The sequence below is a fragment of the Mycobacterium sp. NGS57 genome, assembly GCF_059812405.1.
This window is the reverse complement of the sequence record NZ_JCALCP010000004.1, coordinates 187,233-212,733: the sequence shown is the minus strand read 5'-3', so window position 1 is coordinate 212,733 and position 25,501 is coordinate 187,233. Positions and strand designations below refer to the sequence as shown.

Below are 25,501 nucleotides of genomic sequence, written 5' to 3'. Positions count from 1 at the left end.
ATGCGCGAGGTTCCGCGAAAAATTGCCGACCGCCTGCCGCCGGCGGCGGCACTTTTCGCAGACCGCGGGCTCAACGACACCAAGATCGAAGACGTCGCCGCCACCACCGGCATCGCCAAGGCCACCCTTTACTACTACTTCGCCGGCAAAGAGGAAATACTCGCCTTCCTCCTCGAAGACGTCCTACAGCAAGTCGCGCACGAGGTCGCCGCAGTCGTGGAGGCAGAAGGCTCCGCCGCTCAGCGCCTGCACGCAGTCATCAGTGCCCAGCTGCGCGTGATGGCACAGAGACCCGCCGTCTGCCGCGCTCTCATCGGGGAACTGGGCCGCGCCGCCCGCATGCCCGTCATCGCCGACATGATCAGCGCCGCATACTTCGCACCCGTCGAGACGTTACTTCGCGCTGGCGCCGGCGACGGCTCACTCGTGACCCTCGACAACCCAGCAGTTGCCGCGATCGCGCTATTCGGTGCCGTCACGACCAGCGCACTGACCTACCTAGTGCTTGACGATGCGCTCGACGAAGATCGAATTGCCAGAACAATTCACGACCTCGTTTTTGTCGGTTTACGACCGCGCTAGCCGTCCCCCGCACCGCGTGGACGGTAGTGCGCAGCTGAGCATGGCCCGCGACTCGGACTATCCGGAGCATCCAGGCGACGCGGGGTCGTCGGAGTGAGCTACAGACAGCGCGTGACGCAGCGGATGAAGTACGGCTGGCCCACCCGTATGCACCGCCAGCCGCAGCTGCTCAATGACTGTGTGCACCTGACGTCGCTCTTCAGTGTCGGAAAGTCCGAATTCATAAAGCTCCCAACGATATTTATGATCCTCCAGCCGCAGGAGTAGCTCGTTGATCACGTTGTCCAGGTCCATCTGCTCAGCGGCCAATTCCTGATGATTCCTCGGCCGCTCACCATCCGGCAGGCGCGGCGACAGTTCGATGGTCACGTGCTAAGCGTATGTAGCCGGTTGCTGCAATGCGACGGTCAGAGGTGAATTGCGTTAGATCACTTACGGCCCGCGAGTTGTTCGTCGCGCACCGCCTTCGCCCGATCCGCCGATAACGCTGCCGCGAGCTGGGATGCGAACGCTGGTCCGTCGTTCACAAGGGCGTAGCCACCCGCGAAGCCGCCTTGGCGGCAGAGAAGTCGCCTCCGACAGACGTTGCGGTGGCGTACTTTGCCAGTCTTGGAGTTTGTTCGTTGAACTGCGACGCGGGTCATTCGCGGAACGAGTGCGGTGGGGAAGCAGTGGGTGCAATCGCTATGAATGGCCTGTGAGCGAGACCACCGACGGATGATCCTTCGGGCCGTCAGGTATGCGTCCTGGGCGATCTCAACGACTGCGGTTGCTCGTTCCAACCCGTGGACCCCCCAAAAGCGACCCGGTCCGCGGCCCGGCCGCCGCCAGGCCTCCGGAACGATGTGCTGGTATTCCTTGTCGCCCAATCTATTCGGTGATGAGTGCTTCGTGAAGTAGATCGCCAAGCGTTTGGGGTCGCAAGCACGCAATCCGTTGAGGCTGTCGATAGCCGTACCGGCGCGCAAGTGGCGTGTGCGTTGTTCAGGGTCGGGATGGGCGACGACTTCCGCCCATTCCTGCGACAACCATTCGCTGAACCTACGGCCTGATCGACCGACGGTATACGGGGGAGCCATCCATAGGTGAATGTGTGGTGCGCCGCGGCGTTGAAATTCCATCTTCCAGATGTAGCGCGCTGGTTCACCCCATTCGCGCTGAAATCGTTTGCGCCACAGCATCATATGTCGCTTTACGCTGGCTCCATCGGGTGCGACCGATTCCCAGTCGCCGGGGTAGGTCAGCGTGACCATCGCGGGTACCCGTCCGCTTTCCACCATCGGCGTGTAGTCCAGCTCGGCGAAGGTGCGGCACATCGCCGCACGCGACTTGCGGGACCATTCGGTGATCGCACGGCCCGACGGGTCAGGCACATCACGACCGGCCTTTATGCGGTCTACCTCGCCCGCTACGTCCTGCATGTGCTGGCCCACGGTCCGCTCAGATGCCTTCTCCGCGCGAACGGGATTGGTCCAGCCGAGACGGACGACGCCCGGGCCGATCGTGATCCGGAATCGCCCGCACTCAGGTTCGACATCCAGCCGGTCCCGTCCATGCGCCCATGGTTCGGCCGGTTCGAACAGCGCCGCTGCCGAGGCCACCATGTTGGGCCTCGGGAACCGCAGCCCCAAGGCATCCGAGGCCGACAGTTCCGCATCAACAATGCCGTCGACGGTGTCGCGGACACTTTTGGCGCATATAACAAGCCCGTTGGTCCCAGCCGGAACACGGTCTACGCCGCTCCCGCCGTCCGACCGACCGCTACCGCTCTCGCGCCCTGCGGCCTTGCCGGCCTCGGGCACTCGCGGTCTACCGGCGTCCGCCGCTCCGTCCGTGTTCCGGCTGGCCGTTCGGGTTGTGTCCGGCCGAAGGGTGAGTCGCTCCGCAATCGAGCTCGTTGAATGCGCGCTCGACCTCGTGATGCCGGGCATCGGGTACCTGCTCCCCGGGAGCCCCCAGCGCGCATCACTGAGTGACGGGCGATGAAGGGTCCCTTGTCGGGAGTGCTGTCACCGTGTCCGGTCTGTGTCCGATCGCCGGACGAGCAGCCTGCGTCAGACGCGCTCAGCGCGGCGTATTTGACGTATGGGAGTCATTAAACCGCAGGCCAGCGGCCGTTCCATCCACCTGAAAAGCGGAAGGTCGGCGGTTCGATCCCGCCCCTGGCCACCAAGATCGGGCTGTCGGCCGCCGGGTGCGGTCAAAGCCGCCTAGCCAATTTGCAGCGACCACTTAACAGCGAGCGCGGCTAGAGGCCGCAAGCACGCTCGCGCTGTTGTTGGGCGGCCCGCAGGATGCAGCCCGCGGTGAGAAATGCAGGCTTGTCGCGGTCCGCCGCCGCGACGGGCAGGTTTGCCGCGCAGCGCATCACCATCAGGGCGAGCGCGCTGTGGGTCGCATACGAGATGACCAGCAGGTTGACGCAAGCGTCGGTGCCCCCAAGGGTCATGACGTGCTGGAGCTTGCGCTCCCAGCCGGGCCAGTTGAGGTCGGGGGGTCGCTGCAGCGGCGACCAGTTGACGTTGATGGAAGCGATTTCGCCGAGTAGGGGCGTCAGGGTCGCGACGAGGTTCGGCAATTCATTGGTGATGCGATCGGCGCGCGGCCACCATGCGCCGTCGATGTCGTGGCCGAGCTCGCTGGCCACCGACAACCGGATGGGATTGGCCTGGCGGCGGACCCCGATCGGATAAGTCATCGCGGGCGGTTCCTTCCACGATCGGCTCGTCTGGAAAACATGTTTGCCCGTGTGCGAGTCGCGGTGGACCAGCGCTGAAAACGAAGCGGTTCACGTCAGAGGCTACGCCACCCGGCATCGCGGTTATGCGTCTGGCAGCGAAGGGCCGGAATCGGGGGTAGCGTGGCGGTCACACATATGAGAACAGGCGGGCAAAACCATAGCCATTCACAACGCCGGCGACGCATCGCAGATTCATCCGTCGAAGATCCGGCTCGGCGACATCATCGGCACGACGCACCCCATCGGCCTGCGCTACGCGGTCAAACTGATCAGCGAGCCGCACACGACTCCCCGACGCTGGACATTCTTCGGTCGCGACGACGACGGCTTGCAGCACACCACCACGTTCGGGGAAGACGACCTGGTCCGCCGCTACGGCTAGATCCCGCATCGGTTGCGGGCCAAGAGTTTTCGCGGCGGTAAGCCGCTCCGGCTTTACGAGCGCTGCCGCGCGGACCGGGCGTCCCTATCGGGCCGGTCCGAAAATGTCGGGTATTCAACCGGTTTTGCCGAGGTGTCGCGCGAAGCGACATGTTCCGGCGCGTCGGGGTGCGAGAACAGGTTCGAGTTGTCCATTGGGATGTCCTAACGATGGATGAGGTCGGCCGGCACGCACTGTTGATGGACGCACGGACGACGATCGAATCGCACGCTCAGCTCTTTCGTAATGCGTTGACAATTCGCGATGACCGCTAGGGCGGTTCGACATCGACTGTACAGGCCGCACGGACGTCGCCGCCGGGCCCCGGCCCGACCGACGGGCGGAACGACCTCGACGGGCTGCTATGCTGTTGGCAATGTTGGCCGTCTGAGTCGATGGCCAGCGCGTCGTGAAATTCTTCCCAGACTTTTATCGCGGCGATCGATTTTGCCCTCCGGCAATCTCGCCAACCTGTGCCGACCGACCGCGCGCGTGCCGTCGCCGGCTCGGCGCAACGGATTCTGAAAGACATCAAAGTGAATACTGGCAAGACCTTTGCCGATCTCGGCGTGGCCGAACCACTCATCGGAGTGCTCGCCGCCCGCGGGGTCACCCATCCGTTCCCCATCCAGATCGCGACCCTGCCCGACACGCTCGCCGGCCGCGACGTCCTCGGCCGCGGTAAGACGGGAAGCGGCAAGACGCTCGCCTTTTCCATTCCCATGGTCAGCAGGCTGGCCGGATATCCACGCCGAGCGTCCCGGCCGTCCGGTCTGGTTCTGGCCCCCACCCGGGAGCTGGCCACCCAGATCACCGCGACGCTGCAACCGTTGGCTGCCGCCAACGGCCTGCGCGTGGCCACGATTTTCGGCGGCGTACCGCAGGCCAGGCAGGTGGCGGCGTTGAAGTCTGGCGTCGACATCGTCGTGGCCTGCCCCGGCCGGCTCGAAGACCTGATGAAGCAGCGCCTGATCAGTCTCGACGCGATCGCGGTCACGGTGATCGACGAAGCCGACCACATGGCCGATCTCGGCTTCCTTCCGGGTGTCACCCGCATCCTGGCGGCCACGCCGGGCGGCGGCCAGCGGCTGCTGTTCTCGGCGACCCTCGACAACGGCGTCGACAAGCTCGTCGATCGCTTCCTGCGCAACGCGGTGCTGCACTCTGTCGACGGCTCCAACTCGCCGGTGTCCGAGATGACCCACCACGTGTTCCACGTCTCCGGGGTGCAGGCCAAGAACGAGCTGGTGCACCGGCTGGCCTCCGGCAGCGGCCGCCGAATCCTGTTCATGCGCACCAAGCATCAAGCGCGCAAACTCGCCAGGCAGCTCACCGAATCCGGTGTGCCGGCAGTCGATCTGCACGGCAACCTCTCGCAACCCGCGCGGGACCGGAACCTCGCCGCTTTCACCACGGGCGACGCCCGGGTGTTGGTGGCCACCGACATCGCCGCGCGTGGGGTGCATGTCGACGGCATCGAATTGGTCGTGCACATCGACCCGCCGGCCGAGCACAAGGCCTACCTGCACCGCTCCGGACGAACCGCCCGGGCCGGCAACGCCGGTGACGTCGTGACCGTGGTCCTGCCGGAGCAGCGCAAGGACACCCACACGCTGATGCGCCGCGCGGGCATCCGGGTCACTCCCCAGGAGGTCACGGTCGACTCGGCCGCCGTACATGCGGTGGTCGGCGAACTGGCGCCGTATCGGGCCCCGGCACCGAAGAAACCGGCCGAATCAAACCCGTTGCCGCGGCCCGGCCGCACGGGTTCCGGCCGCGGGCGTGGCCGGCGTCCGGGACGGGTAAAGCGCTGATCACCCAGCGCCACAACGGATTTCAGCGGCCTTTGGAGGCTCTCGGTGCCTTTCGCCGGGACGCCTAGGCCGTGCTACCCTGATCGCGCGGATGTTTTTGGTACATCCGCATTTTGAATGAGAGAAAGTAATCAAATGGCACAGGGAACTGTGAAATGGTTCAACGGTGAGAAGGGCTTCGGCTTCATCACCCCCGACGACGGCGCGAAGGATGTCTTCGTCCACTACTCCGAGATCCAGGGCAGCGGCTACCGCACGCTCGAGGAGAACCAGCGTGTTCAGTTCGAGGTTGAGCAGGGCGCTAAAGGGCTCCAGGCGGTAGGGGTCACCGCCGTCTAGGAACCTCACCTACGCCGAAGTGGGCTGGTGCGGTCGCGCACCAGCCCACTGGAGTTTCCCAACTTTTGTAGAACGTACCGGCCATTGCCGGGCGCTTATAGCCAGCCTTCCTCGCCCAACTCCTGTATTCGCAGCAGTATCTCCCGCTCGACTCCGTCGCGGCCCTCGAAGAGGGCGTAGCCCAAGCCGGCCAGGTAGCCGCAGATGAACGAGTCCCGCTGGGAGGTGCTGATGTCCTCCGCGTCGAGCACCATCGAAACGGCCTGCAATATGTCGCGGGCGCTCTGTGTCGAGATCGCGCCCAGCATGTCTTCGAGTTTCATGCGCCCCCCTTCCCCAGCTCCTTGATAGTACTTAGGTTACGGAACGAGTTGTCCAAGCCACGGGAAATTCGACCCGTGCCCCAATACCCTTTGTCGCGAATGGCTAAACCACGTGTAAGCCTGACCGCTGGTCATCCTCCCGGGGAAAGGGAGATCTCGACCAGCAAAGGACGTCGCCGTGGACTATCAACGAGCGCCGCGGGTGTCAAACCGTCAGTGCGACAGGAATTTTCGCTGGCGTCAAACTGTTGCGGCAATCGTCGATCGCACCCTCAAACGCAAGAGCCGGCGCGTTCGGCCCTTGGCTCCGACCGCCGCGAGAATCGACATTTTCGACGAGCGTCATCGGGCGTGGCGGGCGCGTGATCCGTCTCAGGCCGGACCGTCGTCCGGCATGTCCTCTGCCACAAGGCCTTTCACCTGCCGGTAATAGATCACCCGGCCGCCGCCGGCCCAATTGCCCTCGGGGATCTCGTGGATAAGCGTCCAGACATGAAACGCGCGTGAACCCTGTGACTCGATGCCCGCCGCGGCGCAGACCGCCGCGTGCACGTCGGCAACGAGCTGCTCCTTGCGCTGCCGGTCCAGCGCTCCGCCGAACACGGTCAGGTCGACCCGAAACCGAGGCGCGCCCGGCCCCCGACCACCGACCGAGAGCTCGTCGGCCTCCGTCGGATGCAGGTACACCCACGTGTTGTCCCGCAAGAAGGGCGTGTCCGGAGCGCGTTCGGCGCGAAGCAGCACGGTCACCAGCTCGTCGCTCAGCCGGTTCAGGGCCCCGTCGTCCAGCGAGCCACGCACGAACGTCAGGTCGATCATCGGCATCGCCAGACCATCTCCTCCGAAAAGCGCCGGGTCGCTAGCCGATCGGCTATCCGGGGCGACGATACCCGAGCGCCGGGAGCAGCAGCCGCGACGACGAGCGCACCGTGTTGAGGCTGCTGGTCCCGACGCCGGCATGGCGGAAGTTCATGATCGCGGGGACCGACGGGTCCTGATCGTCGCTGGCGAGCACCAGGCGAATGCGGTGCCCGGCGTTGAACCGTCGAGCGTTGGGGACCAACGGGATTCGGTACTCGACGTCCTCGCCCGGCGGCACCGCCTGCGGCCGGCGGCAGGGCAGCACCGGCGCGCCGGGACGGCTGGCCGCCTCGTCGACCTCGCGCAAGCTGGCGCGCAGCCAGCCGGCGGTCACGGCGGTGGCTTCGCCGTCGGGGGCGACGTCCTGCAACGTCGCCATCCATGCGGTATCGATCGCGGTCGCCGAGGCGACCAACCGCAACTCGACGTCTCCGGCCACGTCGAGGTCCTCGCCGAGTGGCCCGCTGGTCCACGTCAGCATCGACGGCGGATCGATCGGGCTCGCCTTGGCCCGCCCCAGCCCCGAGCCCAGGACCATGAATTCGCGCGCGCCCGGCTCGCCCTCGTCCTCGCCGAGGGCGCCGTCGGCGCGCAGCGCGAGTTCGCGGTGCGGGATTTGCGCCGGTGGCCACGAGTCGGCGGTGCGCCATTCGTCGGCCCCGGGCAGGAAGTAACGGATCGGTGGCCCGTCGGTGATTCCGGTGTCGCGGCCCTTCAGCCAGTGGTCGTACCAGGCCAGTGCCTCGGTGTGCATGCTTTCCCAGGGCCAGGTCAGGCCGAACTCGCCCAGCATGCCCATCCGCACACATGCGTTGTCGGACAGCCCTTTCCACGTCGCGAACGTCGAGGGAAGGTGCAGCGGCACGTTCTGCCAGTCGCAGCCCAGATACACCGGGATGTCGATTTCCTTCAGCAACGGCAGCAGGTTTCGCTCCTCCCACCATGCGTCGCGGGTGGGGTGCTTGACGGCGGCCTCCTCCCACAACTCGTCCCAGGGGTGCGGGTTGTGCGGCAGCCGGAGCAACTGGCGCAGCATGGTCACCGCGGCCTCGCCGTTGGCGGTTTCGAATTTCTTGTGCACCCGTGGGCTTTTCAGCACGCGGCGGGCCAGGCCGACCGGCTTGCTGCGCCACAGCTTGTCGCTGCGCGCGGAGGTCAGGCCCATCATCGCGAGGAACGGCGTCACGAACGACGAACTCAGCAGGCCGTGGTGGCTCGCCCCTTCGTAGAGGTCCGCGGTCACGGCCAGCGGAAAGATCGCCTTGAGGTGGGGCGGCCGCTCGACGGCGGCCTCGAGCTGGGTCATCGCGAAGTAGCTGATGCCGATCATCCCGACGTTGCCATCGCACCAGGGCTGGCCCGCGACCCATTCGACCAGGTCGTAGACGTCGCGGCGTTCCTGAGCGTCGAAGAAGGTGAAGGTGCCCTCCGAACCGCAGGTGCCGCGCAAATTGGCGATCACGTGGGCGTAGCCGCGCGGCACCCAGAAGTCCGTCACTCCGGCCTCGATGAACCCGGCCGGCGCGCCGAGATCCTGCATCTGGCGGGGGTAGGGCGAGGCGGCGAGCAGCGCGGGGAATCGCCCGTCGGTGTCGGGCCGATGGACGTCGGCCAAGAGCGTTGTGCCGTCACGGACCGCGATCGCGGTGTTGATGTCGCACCGCGACGCGTGCCGCGGCTCGCTGAGGTTGCGGTACTGCCGTCCGGTGGTCTGCGGACCATTCAGCGTGCTCACCATAGTTTCACGTTACGTTGAAACTAGTCTCAACGCAAGATGAAATTTCACGCTATGCTGAGGCGTGGCGAAACGAACCATCACCCCGGGGCCGCGCGACGAGCGGGGCGTGCTGGCGGCGCGCATCCTGGCTGCGGCGCGCGACGAATTCGCCGAACACGGTTGGTCCGGCACGGCGATTCGGGCGGTCGCCCGGTCCGCGGACGTCGACCCGGCGCTGATCTACCACTACTTCGGCTCCAAGGATGGTCTGCTCGACGCGGCGACCGCGCCACCCCAGAAATGGCTCGACTCGGTCACCAAGACGTGGGGCACGCCGAAGGCCGATCTCGGCAGGCAACTGATCCGCAACGTGCTGGACGCCTGGGCCGACCAGGACGTCGGCCCCGTCCTGCGCGCGGTGGTGCTCACCGCCGCGCACGAGCCGAGGACCCGCGAAAAGCTCCGGCTGATCGTCGAGCGGGGCCTGATCGGCGAGTCCACCCTCGGCGGCGACGAGGGCGAGCGGTTGCGGCGTAGCGGCCTGATCGCCAGCCAGCTGATCGGGTTCGCGTTGTTGCGCTATGTGTGGAAGATCGAGCCGATCGCGTCGATGCCCGACGACGAGGTGGTGGCGGCGCTGGCGCCCAACTTGCAGCGCTACGTCGACGGCGACGTCGACGTGGTTTGCACCGGCGAACCGCCACAATGAGCGGATGCGTCGGATGCGCGCGGTCCTCGCGCTCGCGGTAGGTGTGGTCGCGTTCGTCGGCGCCGCGGTCGCGCGGGCCGACCCCTACGTGCCGCCGGTGAGCGACGCGGCGCGCACGGCCGGATTCGTCGACATCCGCACCGTGGTCCCCGACGCCATCGTCGACCTGCGGTATGCGACCACCAACAACTTCACCCACACGCAGTTGTATCCCTCCGACGCCCGCTGCCTGGTCCATCAGGACCTGGCTCCGGGGCTGGCGGCCGCCGCGACGGCGCTGCGCCCGCAGGGCCACGTGCTGGTGTTCTGGGACTGCTACCGGCCCCACGACGTTCAGGTCAAGATGTTCAGCGTCGTCCCCAACCCCGCGTGGGTGGCCCGCCCCGGCGCCTACGCGCACAGCCACGAGTCGGGGCGCTCGGTCGACGTGACATTCACCACCGTGCAGCCGCCGTGCCCGTCCCAGCGGCAGGTCAACGGGCTGTGCCTGGCCGACATGGGTACCGACTTCGACGACTTCACCTCGCGTGCAACGGCATTCGCCACCCAGGGGGTGACCGCCGACGAGCAGGCGAACCGCGCCCGGCTGCGGGATGCGATGAAGTACGGCGGGCTGGCCCCGTACTCGGGGGAGTGGTGGCATTTCGACGGCCCGGGCGCGGCCGTCGACCGCCCGATCCTCGACGTCCCGGTCGACTAGGGCCTTTCACCTAGGCTTACCGACCGTGAACGACGCTCGCCCGGCCAAGTACACGCACGGCCATCACGAGTCGGTGCTGCGCAGCCATCAGCGACGCACGGTGCACGACTCCGCGGCCTACCTGCTGCCCCACCTGAAGCCAGGTTTGTCGCTGCTGGACATCGGCTGCGGGCCCGGCACCATCACCGCCGACCTCGCCGCCCGCGTCGCGCCCGGCACAGTCGTGGCGGTCGACCGATCCGGCGACGTCCTCGACGTGGCCCGCGCCGAAATCAACCGGCGCAACCTGACCAACGTCACGTTCGCGACCGCCGACGTGCACCGGCTCGACTTCCCCGATGACGCGTTCGACGTCGTCCATGCCCACCAGGTGCTACAGCACGTCGCCGATCCGGTGCGCGCGCTGCGCGAGATGCGCCGGGTGTGCCGGCCGGGCGGGATCGTCGCCGCGCGCGACGCCGACTACGCCGGCTTCATCTGGTTCCCGCGGATTCCCGCGCTGGACCGGTGGCTTGACCTGTACCGGCAGGCGGCGCGCGCCAACGGCGGCGAACCCGACGCCGGCCGGCGGCTGCTGTCGTGGGCGCTGCAGGCGGGCTTCGACGATGTCACCCCGACGGGCAGCGTCTGGTGCTACGCGACGGACACGACCCGCGAATGGTGGGGCGGCATGTGGGCGGACCGGATCCTTCATTCGGACCTGGCCCGCGACCTGCTGGACCCGGGTCTGGCCACGGTCGCGCAACTCGACGGGGTCTCCGCCGCCTGGCGTGCCTGGGCGGCGGCCCCGGACGGCTGGCTGTCGATCCCGCACGGCGAAATCCTCTGCCGCGCATAGGTCACGGCGGTCGCTCAGTCCAGGAACAGGTCGGGGATCGGCTGGTCGCCGCCGCCGTACTTGGACAGGTCCGCGACGCCGGCGGACTGCAGCACCGCGGCGTCGATATGGCAGGCGCCGGTGGCCTCCCGCGACGGCCGGGTGATGATCTCGACGGCGGCGTCGGCCATGATTTCCGGGCTGCGTGACGACGCGGCCAGGCGGTCACCGTCGGCCATGTTCGCGACGGCGGCGGTCGCGATATAGGTCTGCGGCCAGAGGCAATTCACCGCGATGCCATCGTCGGCGAATTCGGCCGCCCAGCCCAGCGACAGCAAGGTCATCCCGTACTTGGACAGCGTGTAGGAGGGATGGGCGCCGAGCCAGCGTGGATTCATGTTGACCGGCGGCGAGATGGTGAGTACATGCGGGTTGGCCGACGCGCGCAGGTAGGGCAGACACGCCTTCGTCAGCAGGAACGTGCCGCGGATGTTGACCTCCTGCATCAGGTCGAACCTTTTGGCCGACAGCTCGCCGGTCGGCTGCGTGGCGATCGCGCTGGCGTTGTTCACGCACACGTCGATGCCGCCGAACCGTTGCACCGCGGCCTCGACCAGGCGCTGCACGTCCTCTTCGTTGCGCACATCGCCGACGACCGCCAGGGCCTTGCCGCCGGCGGCTTCGACGTCGGCGGCCGCCGTGTGCACGGTCCCCGGCAGGCGGGGATGCGGGGTGTCGGTCTTGGCCAGCAGCACCACGTTGGCGCCCTGCCTGGCGGCCGCCACGCCGATCGCGAGGCCGATGCCGCGGCTGCCGCCGGAGATGACGACGGTGCGGTCGGCGAGCATACGGTTGGGCATTGGTCTCCTTTTGCCTGGTCAGAGTGCGGTATTGGCATTCTCTTTTTTTGCAAGTACGTTATCAGTCGATGGACAACGCTGCTCAGACACCGTCGGGTATCCCGCTGCAGCCCGTGTACGGACCAGGGGATATAGCCGCCGAACCGCCGCCGCCGGGGGAATATCCCTTCACCCGGGGCAACTTCGCGTCCGGCTACCGGGGCAAGTTGTGGACCTTCCGGCAGTACTCCGGCTTCGGCACCGCCGAGGAATCCAACCGCCGGTACCGGTACCTGCTCGAACAGGGCGGGACGGGGCTGTCGGTGGCGCTGGACCTGCCCACCCAGTGCGGATACGACTCCGACGATCCCGACTTCGGGGAGGAGGTCGGCCGGGTCGGCGTCGCGGTGGACACCCTCGCCGACTTCGAGATCCTGTTCGACGGGATCCCGCTGGACAAGCTCAGCACCAGCATGACGATCAACGGAACGGCGGCGATCCTGCTGGCGTTCTACGTCGCCGCCGCCGAGAAGAAGGGGATTCCGCGGGCCAAGCTCACCGGAACCATCCAGAACGACATCCTCAAGGAATACGCGTCGCGCGGGACTTGGATCTGGCCGCCCGAGCCGTCGCTGCGGCTGATCGCCGACACCATCGAGTTCTGCGCGGCCGAGGTCCCCAGGTTCAACGCGATCTCGGTGGCCGGCGCGCACTTCCGCGACGCCGGGGCCAACGCGGTGCAAGAGATGGCGTTCACCCTGGCCGACGGCGTCACCTATTGCGACACCGTGGTCGAACGCGGCCGGATGACGATCGACCAGTTCGCTCCGCAGATCTCGTTCTTCTTCTACACCCACGGCGACTTCTTCGAGGAAGTCGCGAAATACCGTGCGGGGCGGCGCCGTTGGGCGACGATCGTGCAGGAACGCTACGGGGCGAAGACGGCCAAGGCCGCAATGTTCCGCTTCGGCTGCGTGTGCGGCGGCGCGTCACTGTACGGGCCGCAGGCCCACAACAACATCGTCCGGGTGGCGTACGAGGCCATGGCCGCCGTATTGGGCGGGGTCCAGTCGATGTTCACCGCGGCCTGGGACGAGCCGTTCGCCCTGCCCACCGAGGAAACCACGACGCTGGCGCTGCGCACTCAGCAGATCTTGGCGCACGAAACCGGCGTGGCCAGCGTCGCCGACCCGCTGGGCGGCTCCTACTTCGTGGAGGCGCTGACCGACGCCACCGAGGCGCGCATCGTCGAGATCATGTCCGACCTCGAGCGGCACGGCGGCATGGTCCAAGCCATCGAGGACGGGTATCTGCAGGGCCTGATCGCCGACGAGGCCTTCCGCATGCACAAGGACGTCGAAGCGGGCACCCGCCCCGTCGTCGGGGTCAACCGATTCGTCTCCGAAGAGCCCGAGCCCGACGTCGTCACCTACGAGCTCGACGCCGAGGGGCGCGATCTGCAGCTCAAGCGTCTGTCCAAGGTCAAGTCCGAAAGGGATTCGGCCGCAGTCAAATCCGCACTCGCCGAGCTGTCCCGCGCCGCCGAAGGAACCGACAACCTGATGCACAAGCTGATCGACTGCGCCAACGCCTACTGCACGATCGGGGAAATGGTCTCCGCGCTCAAAGGGGTGTGGGGCGAATTCCAGCAACCGGTGGTGTTCTAGATGGCCGTTCGGATTCTGGTCGCCAAGCCCGGGCTCGACGGGCACGACCGCGGCGCCAAGATCGTGGCCCGGAGCCTGCGCGACGCCGGCTTCGAGGTGATCTACACCGGCATCCGGCAGCGCATCGAGGACATCGCATCGATCGCCGTCCAGGAAGACGTGGCCGTCGTCGGCCTGAGCATCCTGTCCGGGGCGCACGTGACGCTCACCGCGCGCACCATCGAGGCGCTGCGCGCCGCCGACGCCGCCGACATCGCCGTCGTCGTCGGCGGCACGATCCCGCACGCCGACGTGCCCAAGCTGATCTCCGCGGGTGCCGCCGCGGTGTTTCCCACCGGGACGCCGCTCGACACGCTCGTGCGCGAGATCCGCGCCATCACCGGAACGGCGGAATCATCCGAGAACGAACCAGCCCAGGAGGAACCTTGCGCGTCGGAGTAATGATCGGCGCCGAGCGGGGCGACATGGCCCGCAAGGTGAGCAAGCTGGCCTCCGATATCGAATGGGCCGAATCCGCGGGCCTGGACACCGCGTGGATGCCCCAGGTGCCCAACGACTTCGACTGCCTGACCATGGTGTCGCTGATGGCCGCGCACAGCTCGCGCATCGAGCTGGGCACCGCGGTGGTGCCGTTGCAGGCCCAGCATCCGATCGCCCTCGCCCGCCAGGCGCTCTCCACGCACGCGGTGGCCGGCGGGCGGCTGGCGCTGGGCGTCGGACCGTCGCACCACTGGATCATCCGGGACATGCTGGGTCTGCCCTATGACAAGCCCGCCGCCTACACCCGCGACTATCTGCAGGTCCTCAACGCCGCGATCGCCGGGCCCGGATCCGTTGACGTCGAGAACGATTCATTCACCGTGCACAACCCGCTGGCGATCGGGGCCGATGCGCCGATGCCGGTCCTGGTCGCCGCGCTCGGGCCGGTGATGCTGCAGCTCGCCGGTGAACTCGCCGACGGCACCGTGCTGTGGATGGCCGACGAGCGCGCGGTCGGTGACCACATCGCGCCGAAGATCACCAAGGCCGCCGCCGACGCCGGGCGCCCCGCGCCGCGGATCGTCGCCGGCATCCCGGTATGCCTTTGTGCCCCCGCGCAAGTCGACGAGGCCAAGGAGCGGGCCAACCGCATCCTGGGCGAGGCCGAGGTGTCGCCCAACTACCAGCGCCTGCTCGAACGCGGCGACGCCCGCGACGTCGGCGACCTGTGTGCCGCCGGCGACCAGGAGCAGATCCTCGCCCGGATGCGCCGCTTCGCCGACGCCGGGGTGACCGATCTGTCGGTGCGGCTGCTGCCGATCGGCGACAACCGCGACGAACTCGTCGCCTCCAAGCGCCGCACCCGCGAGATGATCGCCGAGCTGGCAAAGGAATTGCGGTGACGGCCGTCGGGCCGTTGGCGGGAATCCGGATCCTCGAGGTCGGCACCATGCTCGCCGGGCCGTACGCCACGATGCTGCTCGCCGACCTCGGCGCCGAGGTCACCAAGATCGAGCCGCGCGGCGGCGAGATTTCTCGGGGGGTCGGGGCAAGCTACTTCGCGAGCCTCAACCGCAACAAGTCCAGCATCTTCCTGGACCTGAGTTCCGAAGCCGGACAAGGGCGGTTGGGCGAGCTCGTCGCGGATTCGCATGCGCTGCTGGTGAACCTCAAACCGTCGGCGATCCGTCGGCTGGGGCTCACCTACGAGCAGCTGCGGTGCCACAACGAGCGGATCGTCTGCGTGGCGATCACCGGCTTCGGCCTGTACGGCGGCGACGATCCGGCTTTCGACTACGTAGTCCAGGCCGGCGTCGGCACCGCTGCGCTGACCGGCGACCCGGACGGCCCGCCGACGCTGCCCGGCTACTCGTCGGCGGACAACTCCACCGGAATGTGCGCGGCGCTGGGGCTTTTGGCCAAGATCATCTCCGGCACCGGCGGGCAGGTGGACGTCTCGTTGCGCGACGTCATGCTCTCGCAGCTCAACTATCACGCGTCGGCGTACCTCAACAACGGCGTCGAGCCGCAGCGCCGGCCGTACGGGGCGCACTCGTATTACGTTCCGGCGCAGCTTTTCCCGACGTCCGACGGGTATCTGGCGCTGTTCATCACGCATGACGGATTCTGGAAATCGTTTGCCGCGGAAGCGGGCATCGGCGGATTCGAGACGATGGCCGAGCGAGTCGCCCGACGCGACGAAGTGCTGGCCGTTGTCACCGCGATGCTGGCGACCGACACCGCCGCCGGCTGGGAAGGGCGACTGCGTCCACTCGGGGTGCCGGCCGCCGCCGTCCGCACGCTGCCCGAGGCGCTGAAGGCGACCCCGGACGTGGTGGTGACCGCGGGCGAATTCCGCCTCGTCGGCACTCCCATCCACGTGTCCGGCTATGAGCCCGAATACCGCCCGCCACCGGAGCTGCCCGAGGGTTGAGCGGCTGACGCGCGGCCACAGCGAGCGTTCGCTTGTGAGTGTGAATCCCTGGCTTTGGCTGTGAATGCTGGGCGGAAAAATCGGCAGAACGCCGCCCCCAGCACACTCTCGAAGCCAAGGATTCACAATGAAAGCCGTGACCTCACCATGGCCACGGTCGCAGCGGTTCGTCAAAGCCGTCGGTGGCTGACCGGGCGCTACGTCAGCTTGGCCAGCTGCTTTTCCTGATAGCGCCGCGCCCACTCGGCGCGCGGACGAATCGACACGTCCACGTCGCTTGCCGTGGCGCGCAGCGCTTTAACGGTCGCTTGGTCGCGCGGCGTGTGGGCGAACGGGTCCCAGCCGAAGAACCGGCAGGAGTTCTGCCAGGTGATCTTGTTGATGTCGGTGTCGTCGGCCCCCGCGGCGGTGAGCTCGGCCAGCACCTGCTCGGGCGCGTCGGGCCAGAAGCAGTCCGAGTGCGGGTAGTCGCACTCCCAGGCGATGATGTCGATGCCGATCTCGTGACGCAGCTTCAGCGAGGTCTTGTCGGTGACGTAGCACGCCAGCGAGTGTTCCCGGAACACGTCGCTGGGCAGCTTGTCGCCGAAGTCGCGTCGCAACCACTTCTGGTTGGTGTAGTGGCGGTCGCTGCGATCCAGATAGAAAGGAATCCAACCGATTCCGCCCTCGGAGAACGCGAACTTCAGATCGGGATAGTTACGCATCGCGGGGCCCCACAACAGGTCCTGGGCGCACATCGCCGAAACCTGGGTGGCGAGGATGATCAGGTTGTCGATCGGCGCGTCGGGCGCCATGCTGATCGCCCCGAACCCGGTGCCGATGTGCAGACACATCACCACGTTCTGCTCGCACAACGTGCGAAACACCGGACCCCAATAGCCGTCGTCGTGGTAGCTCGGAAGCCCTTCCAGGTGCGGCAATTCCGGCATCGTCACCGCGCGGCAGCCCTTGGCCGCGACCCGGCGGATCTCGGCGCACATGGCCTCCGGATTCCACGTCGGCAGGATGGCGATGGGGATGAATCGGCCCGGATACGAGCCGGCCCACTCGTCGATGTGCCAGTCGTTGTAGGCCGACACCATCACCAGCGTCGCCTCCTCGCGGTGCATGTTGAGGTGGCGCGCGGAGAAGCCGGTGAACGTCGGAAAGCACATCGACGCCAGAATGCCGTTGCGGTTCATGTCCCGGACGCGCTCATGGACGTCATAGACACCGGGGCGCATCTCGGCGAAACCCGCTGGGTCACGGCCCCATTCCTCGGCCGGCCACGACACCACGGCGTTCAGTCCGCTGACGCCTTGCGGGCGGCCCTGGTACATCCACTGGTCGACGCCCTTGTCGTCGGTCACGACGATCGGGGCCTCGTCCTTGTACCTGGCGGGCACGTGGCGCAGGAACATGTCCGGCGGCTCGACGACGTGGTCGTCGATGCTCACCAGGATCAGGTCGTCGACATTCATGGGTCAGCTCCCGCACTCGGTGGTGGTCTCGAGCAGTCGTGGTACGGGTGCCGGATCCAACTGCAGCGCATCGGACATGTGCAGCTGGCCGGCGTTGGCGATCATGTTGTCCAGGACGGCCTGCAGGTCGTCGCCCTCGATCTCGTAGATCGCGACATACGGTCCCTTCCCGTCGACCGGGCGCAACCGCCGCGCCGAGACGAACCCGTCGAGCGCCACGAGCTCACCCAGGTGGACCTCGTCGTACCACGTGTTGTATTCCTGCTCGCGCTCGGGCGAACTGGGGCGACTTTCCACCAGGATGATGCCCTTGGCCATCAGCGCGCCTCTCGTCGGCTACTCGTAGCGCACCGTGACCGAAGGGGTGTCGGGTACGCCCTGGCACGTCAGAATGTAGCCCTCTTCCACCTCGTCGGGATCCAGGGCGTCGTTGACCCGCATGGTCGCGTGACCCTCGACGAGTTTGGCCATGCAGGTGCCACAGTTGCCGGCCTCGCAGTTGAACGGCGGCTCCAGGCCCGCCCGTCGCGCGCTCTCCAACAGGGTCTCGCCGGGGACCTGCGGCACCGACGCCTTCTTGCGGTCCAGGTGGATCGTCACCGTGCCGACCTCGGCACCGTTCGATGCGGGATCTGTCACCCGTGGAGTCTCCTCGGTGGTCTCGGTGACCGTCACTTGACCGCCCCCTTCCCGTACTTGCATTCTTCAGTATAGAGAATACTATTCTCACAAAGCGATAGGGACTTCTCAAGGCGCTTGGAAGGAACGGGACGTGACCGAGCCGGCGGCGCTCGTGTTCGAGGAGCGGCGATTCAGCCTGCCCGACCTCGACGCGCTGGCCGACGGGATGGCCGCGACCCTGGCAAAACGAGGCGTCAGCGCGGGTCAGCGGGTCGCGGTCATGGCGTCCAACCGGCCGGAGTTCGTGGCCGTCCTACTGGCGATCTGGCGGCTGGGCGCCACCGCCGTCCTGATCAGCCCGGCGTGGAAGCGCGACGAGGTCGATCACGCGCTTGGTCTCGCCGATCCCGCACACGCGGTGGGGGACCATCCGGTGCTGGCCGGCCTGATGCCCATGCTGCACCTGGACGAACCCATTACGCCTGGAACCTCGGTATCGCGCCCCCTGCCGCCGCGGGCCGACGCCGTACTGGTGTTCAGCTCGGGCACCACCGGTCTGCCCAAGGCCGTCCGGCACACCCATGCGGCGCTGGACGAGGCCGTGGGGCACTGGCGTACCGCGCTCGAGCTGACGCGCCGCGACCGGATTCAGGTCGCCACGCCGCCGTCGCACATCCTCGGCCTCCTGAACATCCTCACGGCGCTGCGGACCGGCGCGTGGATGCGCCTGCACTCGCGCTTCGACATCGACCGGATGCTGCAGCACATCGAAAGCGACCGCGTCACAGTCGAAATGGCGGTTGCGCCCATCGCGCTGGCCATTGCGTCGCACCCCGGGCTCGAGTCCTACGACCTCTCGTCGCTGCGCTTCATCATGTGGGGGGCGACACCGGTCAGCCCACATGTCGCCGAGACGGTGACCCGGCGGACCGGCGTCGGCTGGATTCCCGCCTACGGCACCACGGAATTGCCCGTCATCGCATGTAATCCGCTGCAGGGGGCCCGGCTCGACTCGGTCGGGCGCGCGGTGCCCGGCGTGGACGTGCGGGTCGTCTCGCTGGAGAGCGGCCGGCCGGTCGGCCCGGGCGAGGTCGGCGAAATCCAGGCCCGATCGACGTCGCTCATGGCCGGCTACCTCCCGGACGACGCGACCGCCGAGGCCATCAGCGACGGCTGGTATCGCACGGGCGACGTCGGCTGGCTGGACAACGACGGCTGGCTGCGGATCACCGACCGTCTCAAAGAGATGATCAAAGTGCGCGGCTTCCAGGTCGCGCCGGCCGAAATCGAAACCGTGCTGCACGGTCATCCCGCCGTCAAAGACTGCGCGGTGTTCGGCGTGCCCGACGGGATCAACGGCGAGGCGATCCTCGCCGCCGTCGCGGTGACGGCCCCCGTCAGCGCGGGCGACCTTACCGCGCTGGTGGACGAGAAGCTAGCGTCCTACAAACACCTGAGCCGCGTCGTATTCGTGGACGACATACCGCGCCTGCCCTCGGGCAAGGTGCTGCGCCGAGTTTTGAAGGAGACCTATGGATGTACGTCTGACGCCTGAACAGCAGCAACTTCGCGACGCCGCTGCCAAGCTGTCCGACGACCTCGGGCCGGGGGCGGTTCAGGAGCTCGACGACGACGGCCGGATCGCGCGTCTTGACCGGCAGATCGAGGCGACGGGGTGGCGGTCGCTGCGCTCCGACGGCGCCTCGGGCGTCGAAGTCGCCATCGTCGCAGAGGAATTCGGGCGCCGGCTCGTCGACGCGCCGTTCCTGGGACCGGTGTTGGCCGACGACCTGGCCCGCCATGTCGGTGCCGAGGGCGCCGGCGCGACGGTGGCGGTGGACGACCGCGTCATCGACGCCCGGTGCGCCCGGCGCGCCCTGTCGCTCTCGGGTGCCACGGTCCTGGCGGCCGACGTCGACGCCGTGCGCGCCGGAGCCGACCTGACCCGCGCCGAGGCCGACATCACGGGAACCGCAACGACTCTCGGTGAGGTGTCTGCCGGCGTCGCCGCCCGGTGGCTGGCGCTCGCTCTGGTCGCCACGTCGGCGGACCTGGTCGGCGTCGCCCGCGGCGCCCACGCCCTCGCCTGCGACTACGCCAAAATCCGCGAACAGTACGGCAATGCGATCGGGTCCTATCAGGCCGTCGCGCACCTGCTGGCCGAAAGCCTTGCGCTGATTGAAGGTTCGGTGAGCGTGTCGCGGCACGCCGCGTGGGCGGTCGACGAGCTGGAACCGGGCGAGGCCATCCGGGCCGCACAGGTCGCCAAGGTCTACTGCGCGCGCGCCGCGCGCACCGTCTGCGAGACCGCCGTCCAGGTGCACGGCGGCATCGGCAATACCTGGGAGTGCCTGGCTCACGTCTACCTGCGCCGCGCGCTGACGTCGACCGAGCTGTGGCCCGTGACGCTGAAGGAGATCGACTTTGGACTTTCGTGACTCACCCGACGAGGCCGCCTTCCGGGAGCGGCTGCGCTCGTGGCTTTCGGTGCACGCCAAGGAATATTCCGGCTCGGGAGACGAATACTGGCTGCGCATGGCCGACTGGCACCGTGCCCTGTACGACAACGGTTTCTTCGGACTGTCCTGGCCCCGCGACTACGGCGGGCAAGACCTGCCGCCCGTGTACGACGTCATCGTGGACGAGGAACTGGTCCGCGCCGGCGCCCCGCCACGTCCCAGTGTGGGCTACCTGGTCTTCGGCATCGGGCGGCACGGCAGCGACGAACTGCGCAAGCGTTTTCTGCCGGGCATCATCAGCGGCAGCGAGCGATGGTGTCAGGGCTTCAGCGAACCCGGCGCCGGCTCGGACCTGGCGTCGCTGACCACCACCGCCACCCGCGAGGGCGACAACTACGTCGTGCACGGGCACAAGATCTGGACGAGCTACTCCGATGTCGCCGACCGGTGCCTGCTGCTGGCCCGCACAGATCCCGAGGCGAAACGCCACCGCGGTCTGTCGGCGTTCGTGCTCGACATGAAACAGCCCGGCGTGCAACAGCGCCCGTTGCGAATGATGAACGGGGTCACCAACGAATTCGGCCAGGTGTTCTTCGACGGCGCGACGGTGCCGGCGGACCGAATGGTCGGCGCCCCGGGCGAAGGCTGGGCCGTCGCCATGACCGTCGTCGGGCACGAGCGCGAACCGTCGACGCTGGGCTACGCCGCCAGGTACGGCAAGCTGGTCCGAAATCTCTACCAGCGCAGCGAAGGTGAGATCCCCGAAGAGCTCGCGTGGGCGGCGGTCCAGTCGGAAATGCTGACGCATCACGTCCGGCGTCGCCTGTCCGAGCAGCTCGACGGCGTCTCCCACGGCCCGGAAGGATCGCTCGACAAGCTGCTGATGACCTGGGTCGAGCAGTCGGTCGGGCACGCCGCCCTCGCGGTCACCGGGACCCGCGATCCGGACCTGCTCAGCGCCTATCTGTACAGCCGCGCGCAGAGCGTGATGGGCGGGACCTCGCAGATACAGAAGAACATCGTCGCTTCACGCATCTTGGGGTTTTAGGAGTGATCGCGAACGCGGGCGAAGCCCGGGTGAAGCGGGTCACGACCAATAAGGAGGAGTGATCGCGAACGCGGGCGAAGCCCGGGTGAAACGGGTCACGACCATCGAAGGAGTCTGAATGTACGACATGCCAGCCGAAATCGACGTCCGCGCCGACGGTCCGCTGCGGATCATCACGCTGAACCGGCCGGACGACCTCAACGCGGTCAACGACAACCTGCACGTCGGGCTCGCGCGGTTGTGGCAGCGGTTGACCGACGACGCCACGGCCCGCGCCGCGGTGGTCACCGGGGCCGGCAAGGCCTTTTCGGCCGGCGGCGATTTCGCCTACCTCAAGGAGCTGTCCGAAGACGCCGACCTGCGCGCCAAGACCATCCGGGACGGGCGCGAGATCGTGCTGGGCATGGCGCGGTGCCGAATCCCGGTGGTGGCGGCCGTCAATGGGCCGGCCGTCGGGCTCGGCTGCAGCCTGGTCGCACTCAGCGACATCGTCTACATCGCCAAGGACGCCTTCCTCGCCGATCCGCACGTGCAGGTCGGGTTGGTGGCCGCCGACGGCGGACCGCTGACCTGGCCGCTGCACATCAGCCTGTTGCTGGCCAAGGAGTACGCGCTGACGGGCACCCGGATCAAGGCCGAGCGCGCCGTCGAACTCGGGCTGGCCAACCACGTGGTGGCCGACCCGGTCGCCGAGGCAATCGCCTGCGCCAAAAAGATTCTGGAGCTGCCCCAGCAGGCCGTCGAGAGCACCAAGCGGGTGCTCAACATCCACCTGGAGCGCGCGGTGCTGGCCAGCCTGGACTATGCGCTGTCCGCCGAGCACCAGTCGTTCACGACCGAGGACTTCCGGACGATCGTCACCAAGCTGAACGAGGGCAAGAACTGACCGCTGAGGTCCGTCAAAGATCGTTGGCCCGCAGGAACTCTCGCATCACTCGATCGAAACGCTGCGGCTCCTCAATGAATGGCATGTGAGCGCTCGACTCGAACAGCTCGAACCGCGAGCCCGGTATGCGCCGGTGGATGTCCCACGCGTGCTCGGGCACACACTCGTCGTAGCGGCCCGCAAGGACCAGCGTGGGCAGTGAGATCTCCACCAGCCGGTCGAGTACGTCCCAGTCGCGGATGGTCCCGACGATGTGAAAGTCGCTGGGGCCGAACATCGTTTCGAAGATCTCCGCACCCATGCCGCGGAAGGCGTCCGCGAGTTCCTCGGGCCAGGGCAGGACGCGGCACAGGTACGTCTCGTTCCAGGTGCGGACGGCGGCCTGGTATTCGGCCGAGTACGTGGTGCCGGCCGCCTCGTGCCGGTCGATGGCGGATTGCGTCGCCGGGTCCAGCTCGGACTTCAACCGCCCCACCATGTTCGCGAATTCGGGTATCGAGGCGATGCTGTTCGAGATGGTGAGGCTGGCGGCCGAGGAGGGCGCGTCCAGGATGTACTGCTGCGCGAGCATCCCGCCCCACGAATTGCCGAAGATGTGAAAGCGGTTGAGGCCCAATTCCTTCACCACGGCGGCCATCTCGGCCACCGAGCGCTCCATCGTCCACAGCGCGGTGTCCGACGGACATTCGGAATTTCCACATCCGAGCTGGTCCCAGAAGATGACCTCGCGCTCGTTCGCCAACCGCTCCAGCGAGCTCAGGTAGTTGTGCGGCAGACCCGGACCCCCGTGGACCACGAGCAGGGGGAGGCCGCCCCGGTCGCCGACCCGCTTGAACCACACCCTGCCGCCCGGGACCGCGATCATTCCGTGAGTCATTGCGGCGGTGCCTCCTGATTGATTGGCGAGCAGACGCAGAATCGCACGAACCGGCGCGCCGGGGCGCGATTCTGCGTCTGCTCGCGAGCCTGGCTCAGCGATGCACTTGTTGCAACTCATACTCTCGGAATGAGAGAATAGGATTCTCGTATAGCGAAGTGTTCGACGAACTGGAGAAGACCCGTGCCTGAAGCCGTCATCGTGTCCGCCCTGCGCACCCCCATCGGCACCGCCCGCAAGGGCACGCTGCGCGACACCAGCGCTTTCGACCTCGCGCACCACGTGGTCGCCGAGGCGGCGAAGGACCTGGACCCGGCGCAGGTCGACGACGTGATCCTGGGTGAGGGGCTCTACGGCGGCGGGGTGGTCGCGCGCCATGCGGCCATCACGGCGGGGCTGCCCCAGGTCCCGGGCCTGGCCAACAATCGGCACTGCGCGGCGGGTCAGGCGGCGGTGCAGAGCGCGGCCGCGAGCGTGCGGGCGGGAATGGATCAGCTCGTCATCGCCGGCGGTGTGAACTCCGCGTCCACGTCGCCGCGATCGCGCATGCAGGCCGACGGCGAATGGGTTGACTGGTTCCCGCCGACCCACCCGGACCGCCCCGACGCGCCGAACATGGACATGTCGATCACGGTGGGCTGGAACGCCGCGGTCAAGGCGGGCGTGAGCCGCGAGGAGATGGACGCGTGGGCGCTGCGGTCGCACCGCAACGCGATCGCCGCGATCGACGAGGGCCGCTTCAAGGAGGAGATCGTGCCGATCGAGACGCCGCACGGGCTGTTCTCGGTCGACGAGCATCCGCGCCGCGACACCACCCTGGAGAAGCTGGCGGGCCTGAAGCCGCTGCACCCGGAAATCGAGGGCTTCTCCATCACCGCCGGCAACGCGTGCGGCGCCAACGACGGCGCGGCCGTGCTGACCATCGCCAGCGACGCGCTCGGGCTGCCCGCGCTGGCCACCGTGCGGTCCTGGGCGTCGGTCGGCGTCGACCCCGCGATCACCGGTCTGGCGCCGGTGGAGGCCATACCGAAAGCGCTTGCCCGCGCCGGGCTTTCGACCTCGGACGTGGACCTGTTCGAAATCAACGAGGCCTTCGCCGCGATGTGCGTGGCCACCATCAAGCTGCTCGACCTCGACCCCGACAAGGTCAACGTCAGCGGCAGCGGCTGCGGGCTGGGGCACCCGGTGGCGGCGACCGGAGCCCGGATGCTGGTCACCCTGGTGCACGAATTGCGCCGCCGCGGCGGCGGAATCGCCGTTGCGGCCATGTGCGCCGGCGGTGGAATGGGTTCGGCGACGGTCATCGAGGTCGCTGCGCCATAATGCGCAAATGACGATCGCCGACCTGATTGCGCGAGCGCGCAACGGATCTCCGCGCGCGGCGGGTCGGCTACTCAGCCTGGTCGAGGGCGACAGCCGCGACGAGGTGCTGTCGAGCATCGGGTCTGCGCTCGATGTCCGGGTAATCGGCATCACCGGGCCGCCGGGCGCGGGTAAGTCGACGACGGTGGGTGCCCTGGTCGGTGCCTACCGGGAGCGCGGGTGCCGGGTGGCCGTGCTGGCGGTGGATCCCTCGTCGCCGTTCAGTGGCGGCGCGCTGCTGGGCGATCGGATCCGAATGACCGCGCACATCAACGACTCCGAGGTGCTCATCCGTTCGGTGGCGGCCCGCGGCCACATCGGGGGGCTGGCCGCCGCGGTGCCGGCGGCCATCCGGCTGCTGGGCGCGATCGGCTACGGCGTGATCCTGTTGGAGACCGTCGGGGTGGGGCAGTCGGAGATCGAGATCGCCGCCGTCGCGGACCCGACCGTCGTCGTGCTCAACCCGGGGGCCGGCGACGCGGTGCAGGCCGCCAAGGCCGGCGTCCTGGAGGTCGCCGACATCGTGGCGGTCAACAAGGCCGACCGAGAGGGTGCCGAACAGACGGTGCGTGACCTGCGCGCCGAAACCAAGGCCCCGATCGTCAGTCTCATTGCCGCGCGCGGCGAGGGCTTGGCGGATCTGATGGCCGCCATCGACGATCACCACCGAACCGACAGCCGGGAGCGCCGGCTGGCGCGGGCGCGGGCGCAGATCCTGTCGCTGGCGCAGACCCGGTTGCGGACCAAGCCGGATCTGGACAAGCTCGCCGAGGCGGTGGTCGACGGGCACGACGATCCGTATGCCGCGGCCGAAAAGCTGATCTCTCCAACGTCGGAGTAGGG

The 25,501-nt window shown here is 67.7% G+C and carries 28 protein-coding genes and 1 tRNA gene; 18 read left to right on the top strand and 11 right to left on the bottom strand.

What is annotated here, in order from left to right; genetic code table 11:
- The gene (locus AC5Y43_RS09900) at positions 1–582 is read left to right on the top strand and encodes a TetR/AcrR family transcriptional regulator (RefSeq protein ID WP_014710943.1); all 582 of its coding nucleotides are present in this window, start codon (positions 1–3) and stop codon (positions 580–582) included.
- Positions 583–639: 57 nt separating this feature from the next.
- Here AC5Y43_RS09900 and AC5Y43_RS09895 read toward each other — a convergent pair whose 3' ends face one another.
- Both AC5Y43_RS09895 and AC5Y43_RS09890 read right to left on the bottom strand, forming a co-directional pair.
- Positions 640–951 (bottom strand): hypothetical protein, encoded by a 312-nt coding sequence (locus tag AC5Y43_RS09895; RefSeq protein WP_131806047.1) that lies wholly within the window; start codon positions 949–951, stop codon positions 640–642.
- 59 nt (positions 952–1,010) lie between these two features.
- Complete coding sequence (locus AC5Y43_RS09890; RefSeq protein ID WP_224097131.1) at positions 1,011–2,384, bottom strand: rolling circle replication-associated protein; 1,374 nt, start codon at positions 2,382–2,384, stop codon at positions 1,011–1,013.
- 302 nt (positions 2,385–2,686) lie between these two features.
- Here AC5Y43_RS09890 and AC5Y43_RS09885 point away from each other — a divergent pair.
- Positions 2,687–2,754, top strand: a tRNA-Phe gene (locus tag AC5Y43_RS09885).
- Between the two features lie 76 nt (positions 2,755–2,830).
- On the opposite strand, the gene AC5Y43_RS09880 is transcribed toward AC5Y43_RS09885, so the two are convergent.
- On the bottom strand, positions 2,831–3,280 hold the full coding sequence (locus AC5Y43_RS09880; RefSeq protein ID WP_499971917.1) for a DUF5994 family protein: 450 nt from the start codon (positions 3,278–3,280) through the stop codon (positions 2,831–2,833).
- A gap of 199 nt (positions 3,281–3,479) precedes the next feature.
- On the opposite strand from AC5Y43_RS09880, the gene AC5Y43_RS09875 reads away from it, so the two are divergent.
- From AC5Y43_RS09875 to AC5Y43_RS09865, 3 genes are all read left to right on the top strand, one after another.
- Entirely contained in the window at positions 3,480–3,704 is a 225-nt protein-coding gene (locus tag AC5Y43_RS09875) for a hypothetical protein (RefSeq protein WP_499972220.1), read from the top strand.
- 575 nt (positions 3,705–4,279) lie between these two features.
- Positions 4,280–5,557, top strand: coding sequence for a DEAD/DEAH box helicase (locus AC5Y43_RS09870; protein WP_499972219.1), 1,278 nt, complete (start codon positions 4,280–4,282; stop codon positions 5,555–5,557).
- A 135-nt stretch (positions 5,558–5,692) separates the two neighbouring features.
- Entirely contained in the window at positions 5,693–5,896 is a 204-nt protein-coding gene (locus tag AC5Y43_RS09865) for a cold-shock protein (RefSeq protein ID WP_499971916.1), read from the top strand.
- A 95-nt stretch (positions 5,897–5,991) separates the two neighbouring features.
- Here the strand turns inward: AC5Y43_RS09865 and AC5Y43_RS09860 are convergent, their stop codons facing one another.
- From AC5Y43_RS09860 to AC5Y43_RS09850, 3 genes are all read right to left on the bottom strand, one after another.
- Entirely contained in the window at positions 5,992–6,219 is a 228-nt protein-coding gene (locus AC5Y43_RS09860) for a hypothetical protein (protein WP_499971915.1), read from the bottom strand.
- A 372-nt stretch (positions 6,220–6,591) separates the two neighbouring features.
- Positions 6,592–7,044, bottom strand: a complete 453-nt coding sequence (locus AC5Y43_RS09855) for a tautomerase family protein (RefSeq protein ID WP_499971914.1) — start codon at positions 7,042–7,044, stop codon at positions 6,592–6,594.
- A 46-nt stretch (positions 7,045–7,090) separates the two neighbouring features.
- A complete protein-coding gene (locus AC5Y43_RS09850; protein WP_499971913.1) occupies positions 7,091–8,818 on the bottom strand; it encodes a CocE/NonD family hydrolase in 1,728 nt (575 codons plus the stop codon).
- Between the two features lie 61 nt (positions 8,819–8,879).
- On the opposite strand from AC5Y43_RS09850, the gene AC5Y43_RS09845 reads away from it, so the two are divergent.
- From AC5Y43_RS09845 to AC5Y43_RS09835, 3 genes are read left to right on the top strand one after another with little or no spacing between them, the layout of a single operon-like run.
- Positions 8,880–9,506: a TetR/AcrR family transcriptional regulator gene (locus tag AC5Y43_RS09845; RefSeq protein WP_499971912.1), complete on the top strand. Its 627-nt coding sequence runs from the start codon at positions 8,880–8,882 to the stop codon at positions 9,504–9,506.
- Positions 9,507–9,519: 13 nt separating this feature from the next.
- The gene (locus tag AC5Y43_RS09840; protein ID WP_499972218.1) at positions 9,520–10,206 is read left to right on the top strand and encodes a M15 family metallopeptidase; all 687 of its coding nucleotides are present in this window, start codon (positions 9,520–9,522) and stop codon (positions 10,204–10,206) included.
- A gap of 25 nt (positions 10,207–10,231) precedes the next feature.
- A complete protein-coding gene (locus AC5Y43_RS09835) occupies positions 10,232–11,044 on the top strand; it encodes a methyltransferase domain-containing protein (protein ID WP_499971911.1) in 813 nt (270 codons plus the stop codon).
- Between the two features lie 14 nt (positions 11,045–11,058).
- Here AC5Y43_RS09835 and AC5Y43_RS09830 read toward each other — a convergent pair whose 3' ends face one another.
- The gene (locus AC5Y43_RS09830) at positions 11,059–11,883 is read right to left on the bottom strand and encodes an SDR family oxidoreductase (protein ID WP_499971909.1); all 825 of its coding nucleotides are present in this window, start codon (positions 11,881–11,883) and stop codon (positions 11,059–11,061) included.
- 68 nt (positions 11,884–11,951) lie between these two features.
- Here AC5Y43_RS09830 and AC5Y43_RS09825 point away from each other — a divergent pair, with 68 nt between their 5' ends.
- From AC5Y43_RS09825 to AC5Y43_RS09810, 4 genes are read left to right on the top strand one after another with little or no spacing between them, the layout of a single operon-like run.
- Complete coding sequence (locus AC5Y43_RS09825; RefSeq protein WP_499971907.1) at positions 11,952–13,529, top strand: methylmalonyl-CoA mutase family protein; 1,578 nt, start codon at positions 11,952–11,954, stop codon at positions 13,527–13,529.
- Positions 13,530–13,970: a cobalamin-dependent protein gene (locus AC5Y43_RS09820; RefSeq protein ID WP_499971905.1), complete on the top strand. Its 441-nt coding sequence runs from the start codon at positions 13,530–13,532 to the stop codon at positions 13,968–13,970.
- Positions 13,955–14,911, top strand: coding sequence for an LLM class F420-dependent oxidoreductase (locus AC5Y43_RS09815; protein WP_499971903.1), 957 nt, complete (start codon positions 13,955–13,957; stop codon positions 14,909–14,911). The genes AC5Y43_RS09820 and AC5Y43_RS09815 overlap by 16 nt, the downstream gene beginning before the upstream one ends.
- A complete protein-coding gene (locus AC5Y43_RS09810; RefSeq protein ID WP_499971902.1) occupies positions 14,908–15,942 on the top strand; it encodes a CaiB/BaiF CoA transferase family protein in 1,035 nt (344 codons plus the stop codon). Before AC5Y43_RS09815 ends, AC5Y43_RS09810 begins: the two co-directional genes overlap by 4 nt.
- Positions 15,943–16,139: 197 nt before the next feature.
- On the opposite strand, the gene AC5Y43_RS09805 is transcribed toward AC5Y43_RS09810, so the two are convergent.
- Genes AC5Y43_RS09805 through AC5Y43_RS09795 form a run of 3 tightly spaced genes read right to left on the bottom strand, consistent with a single transcriptional unit; the run spans position 16,140 to position 18,080 of the window.
- Positions 16,140–17,405 carry an amidohydrolase family protein gene (locus tag AC5Y43_RS09805; RefSeq protein ID WP_499971900.1) on the bottom strand — a complete coding sequence of 422 codons (1,266 nt, stop codon included), beginning with the start codon at positions 17,403–17,405 and terminating at the stop codon, positions 16,140–16,142.
- Positions 17,406–17,408: 3 nt separating this feature from the next.
- Positions 17,409–17,723: a hypothetical protein gene (locus AC5Y43_RS09800; RefSeq protein WP_499971898.1), complete on the bottom strand. Its 315-nt coding sequence runs from the start codon at positions 17,721–17,723 to the stop codon at positions 17,409–17,411.
- An 18-nt stretch (positions 17,724–17,741) separates the two neighbouring features.
- Positions 17,742–18,080, bottom strand: coding sequence for a 2Fe-2S iron-sulfur cluster-binding protein (locus tag AC5Y43_RS09795; RefSeq protein ID WP_499971896.1), 339 nt, complete (start codon positions 18,078–18,080; stop codon positions 17,742–17,744).
- 97 nt (positions 18,081–18,177) lie between these two features.
- Between AC5Y43_RS09795 and AC5Y43_RS09790 the strand changes: the two genes are divergently transcribed.
- The 4 genes from AC5Y43_RS09790 (at position 18,178) to AC5Y43_RS09775 (ending at position 22,419) form a co-directional block, all read left to right on the top strand.
- Positions 18,178–19,581: a class I adenylate-forming enzyme family protein gene (locus AC5Y43_RS09790; protein WP_499971894.1), complete on the top strand. Its 1,404-nt coding sequence runs from the start codon at positions 18,178–18,180 to the stop codon at positions 19,579–19,581.
- The gene (locus tag AC5Y43_RS09785) at positions 19,559–20,464 is read left to right on the top strand and encodes an acyl-CoA dehydrogenase family protein (RefSeq protein WP_499971892.1); all 906 of its coding nucleotides are present in this window, start codon (positions 19,559–19,561) and stop codon (positions 20,462–20,464) included. Before AC5Y43_RS09790 ends, AC5Y43_RS09785 begins: the two co-directional genes overlap by 23 nt.
- Positions 20,451–21,533, top strand: coding sequence for an acyl-CoA dehydrogenase family protein (locus AC5Y43_RS09780; protein WP_499971890.1), 1,083 nt, complete (start codon positions 20,451–20,453; stop codon positions 21,531–21,533). Before AC5Y43_RS09785 ends, AC5Y43_RS09780 begins: the two co-directional genes overlap by 14 nt.
- Before the next feature lie 118 nt (positions 21,534–21,651).
- Entirely contained in the window at positions 21,652–22,419 is a 768-nt protein-coding gene (locus AC5Y43_RS09775; RefSeq protein ID WP_499971889.1) for an enoyl-CoA hydratase/isomerase family protein, read from the top strand.
- Positions 22,420–22,432: 13 nt separating this feature from the next.
- Here AC5Y43_RS09775 and AC5Y43_RS09770 read toward each other — a convergent pair whose 3' ends face one another.
- The gene (locus AC5Y43_RS09770; RefSeq protein WP_499972217.1) at positions 22,433–23,284 is read right to left on the bottom strand and encodes a proline iminopeptidase-family hydrolase; all 852 of its coding nucleotides are present in this window, start codon (positions 23,282–23,284) and stop codon (positions 22,433–22,435) included.
- 195 nt (positions 23,285–23,479) lie between these two features.
- Here AC5Y43_RS09770 and AC5Y43_RS09765 point away from each other — a divergent pair, with 195 nt between their 5' ends.
- Complete coding sequence (locus AC5Y43_RS09765) at positions 23,480–24,619, top strand: thiolase family protein (RefSeq protein ID WP_499971888.1); 1,140 nt, start codon at positions 23,480–23,482, stop codon at positions 24,617–24,619.
- A 7-nt stretch (positions 24,620–24,626) separates the two neighbouring features.
- Complete coding sequence (locus AC5Y43_RS09760; RefSeq protein ID WP_499971887.1) at positions 24,627–25,499, top strand: ArgK/MeaB family GTPase; 873 nt, start codon at positions 24,627–24,629, stop codon at positions 25,497–25,499.
- Positions 25,500–25,501 lie beyond the last annotated feature (2 nt).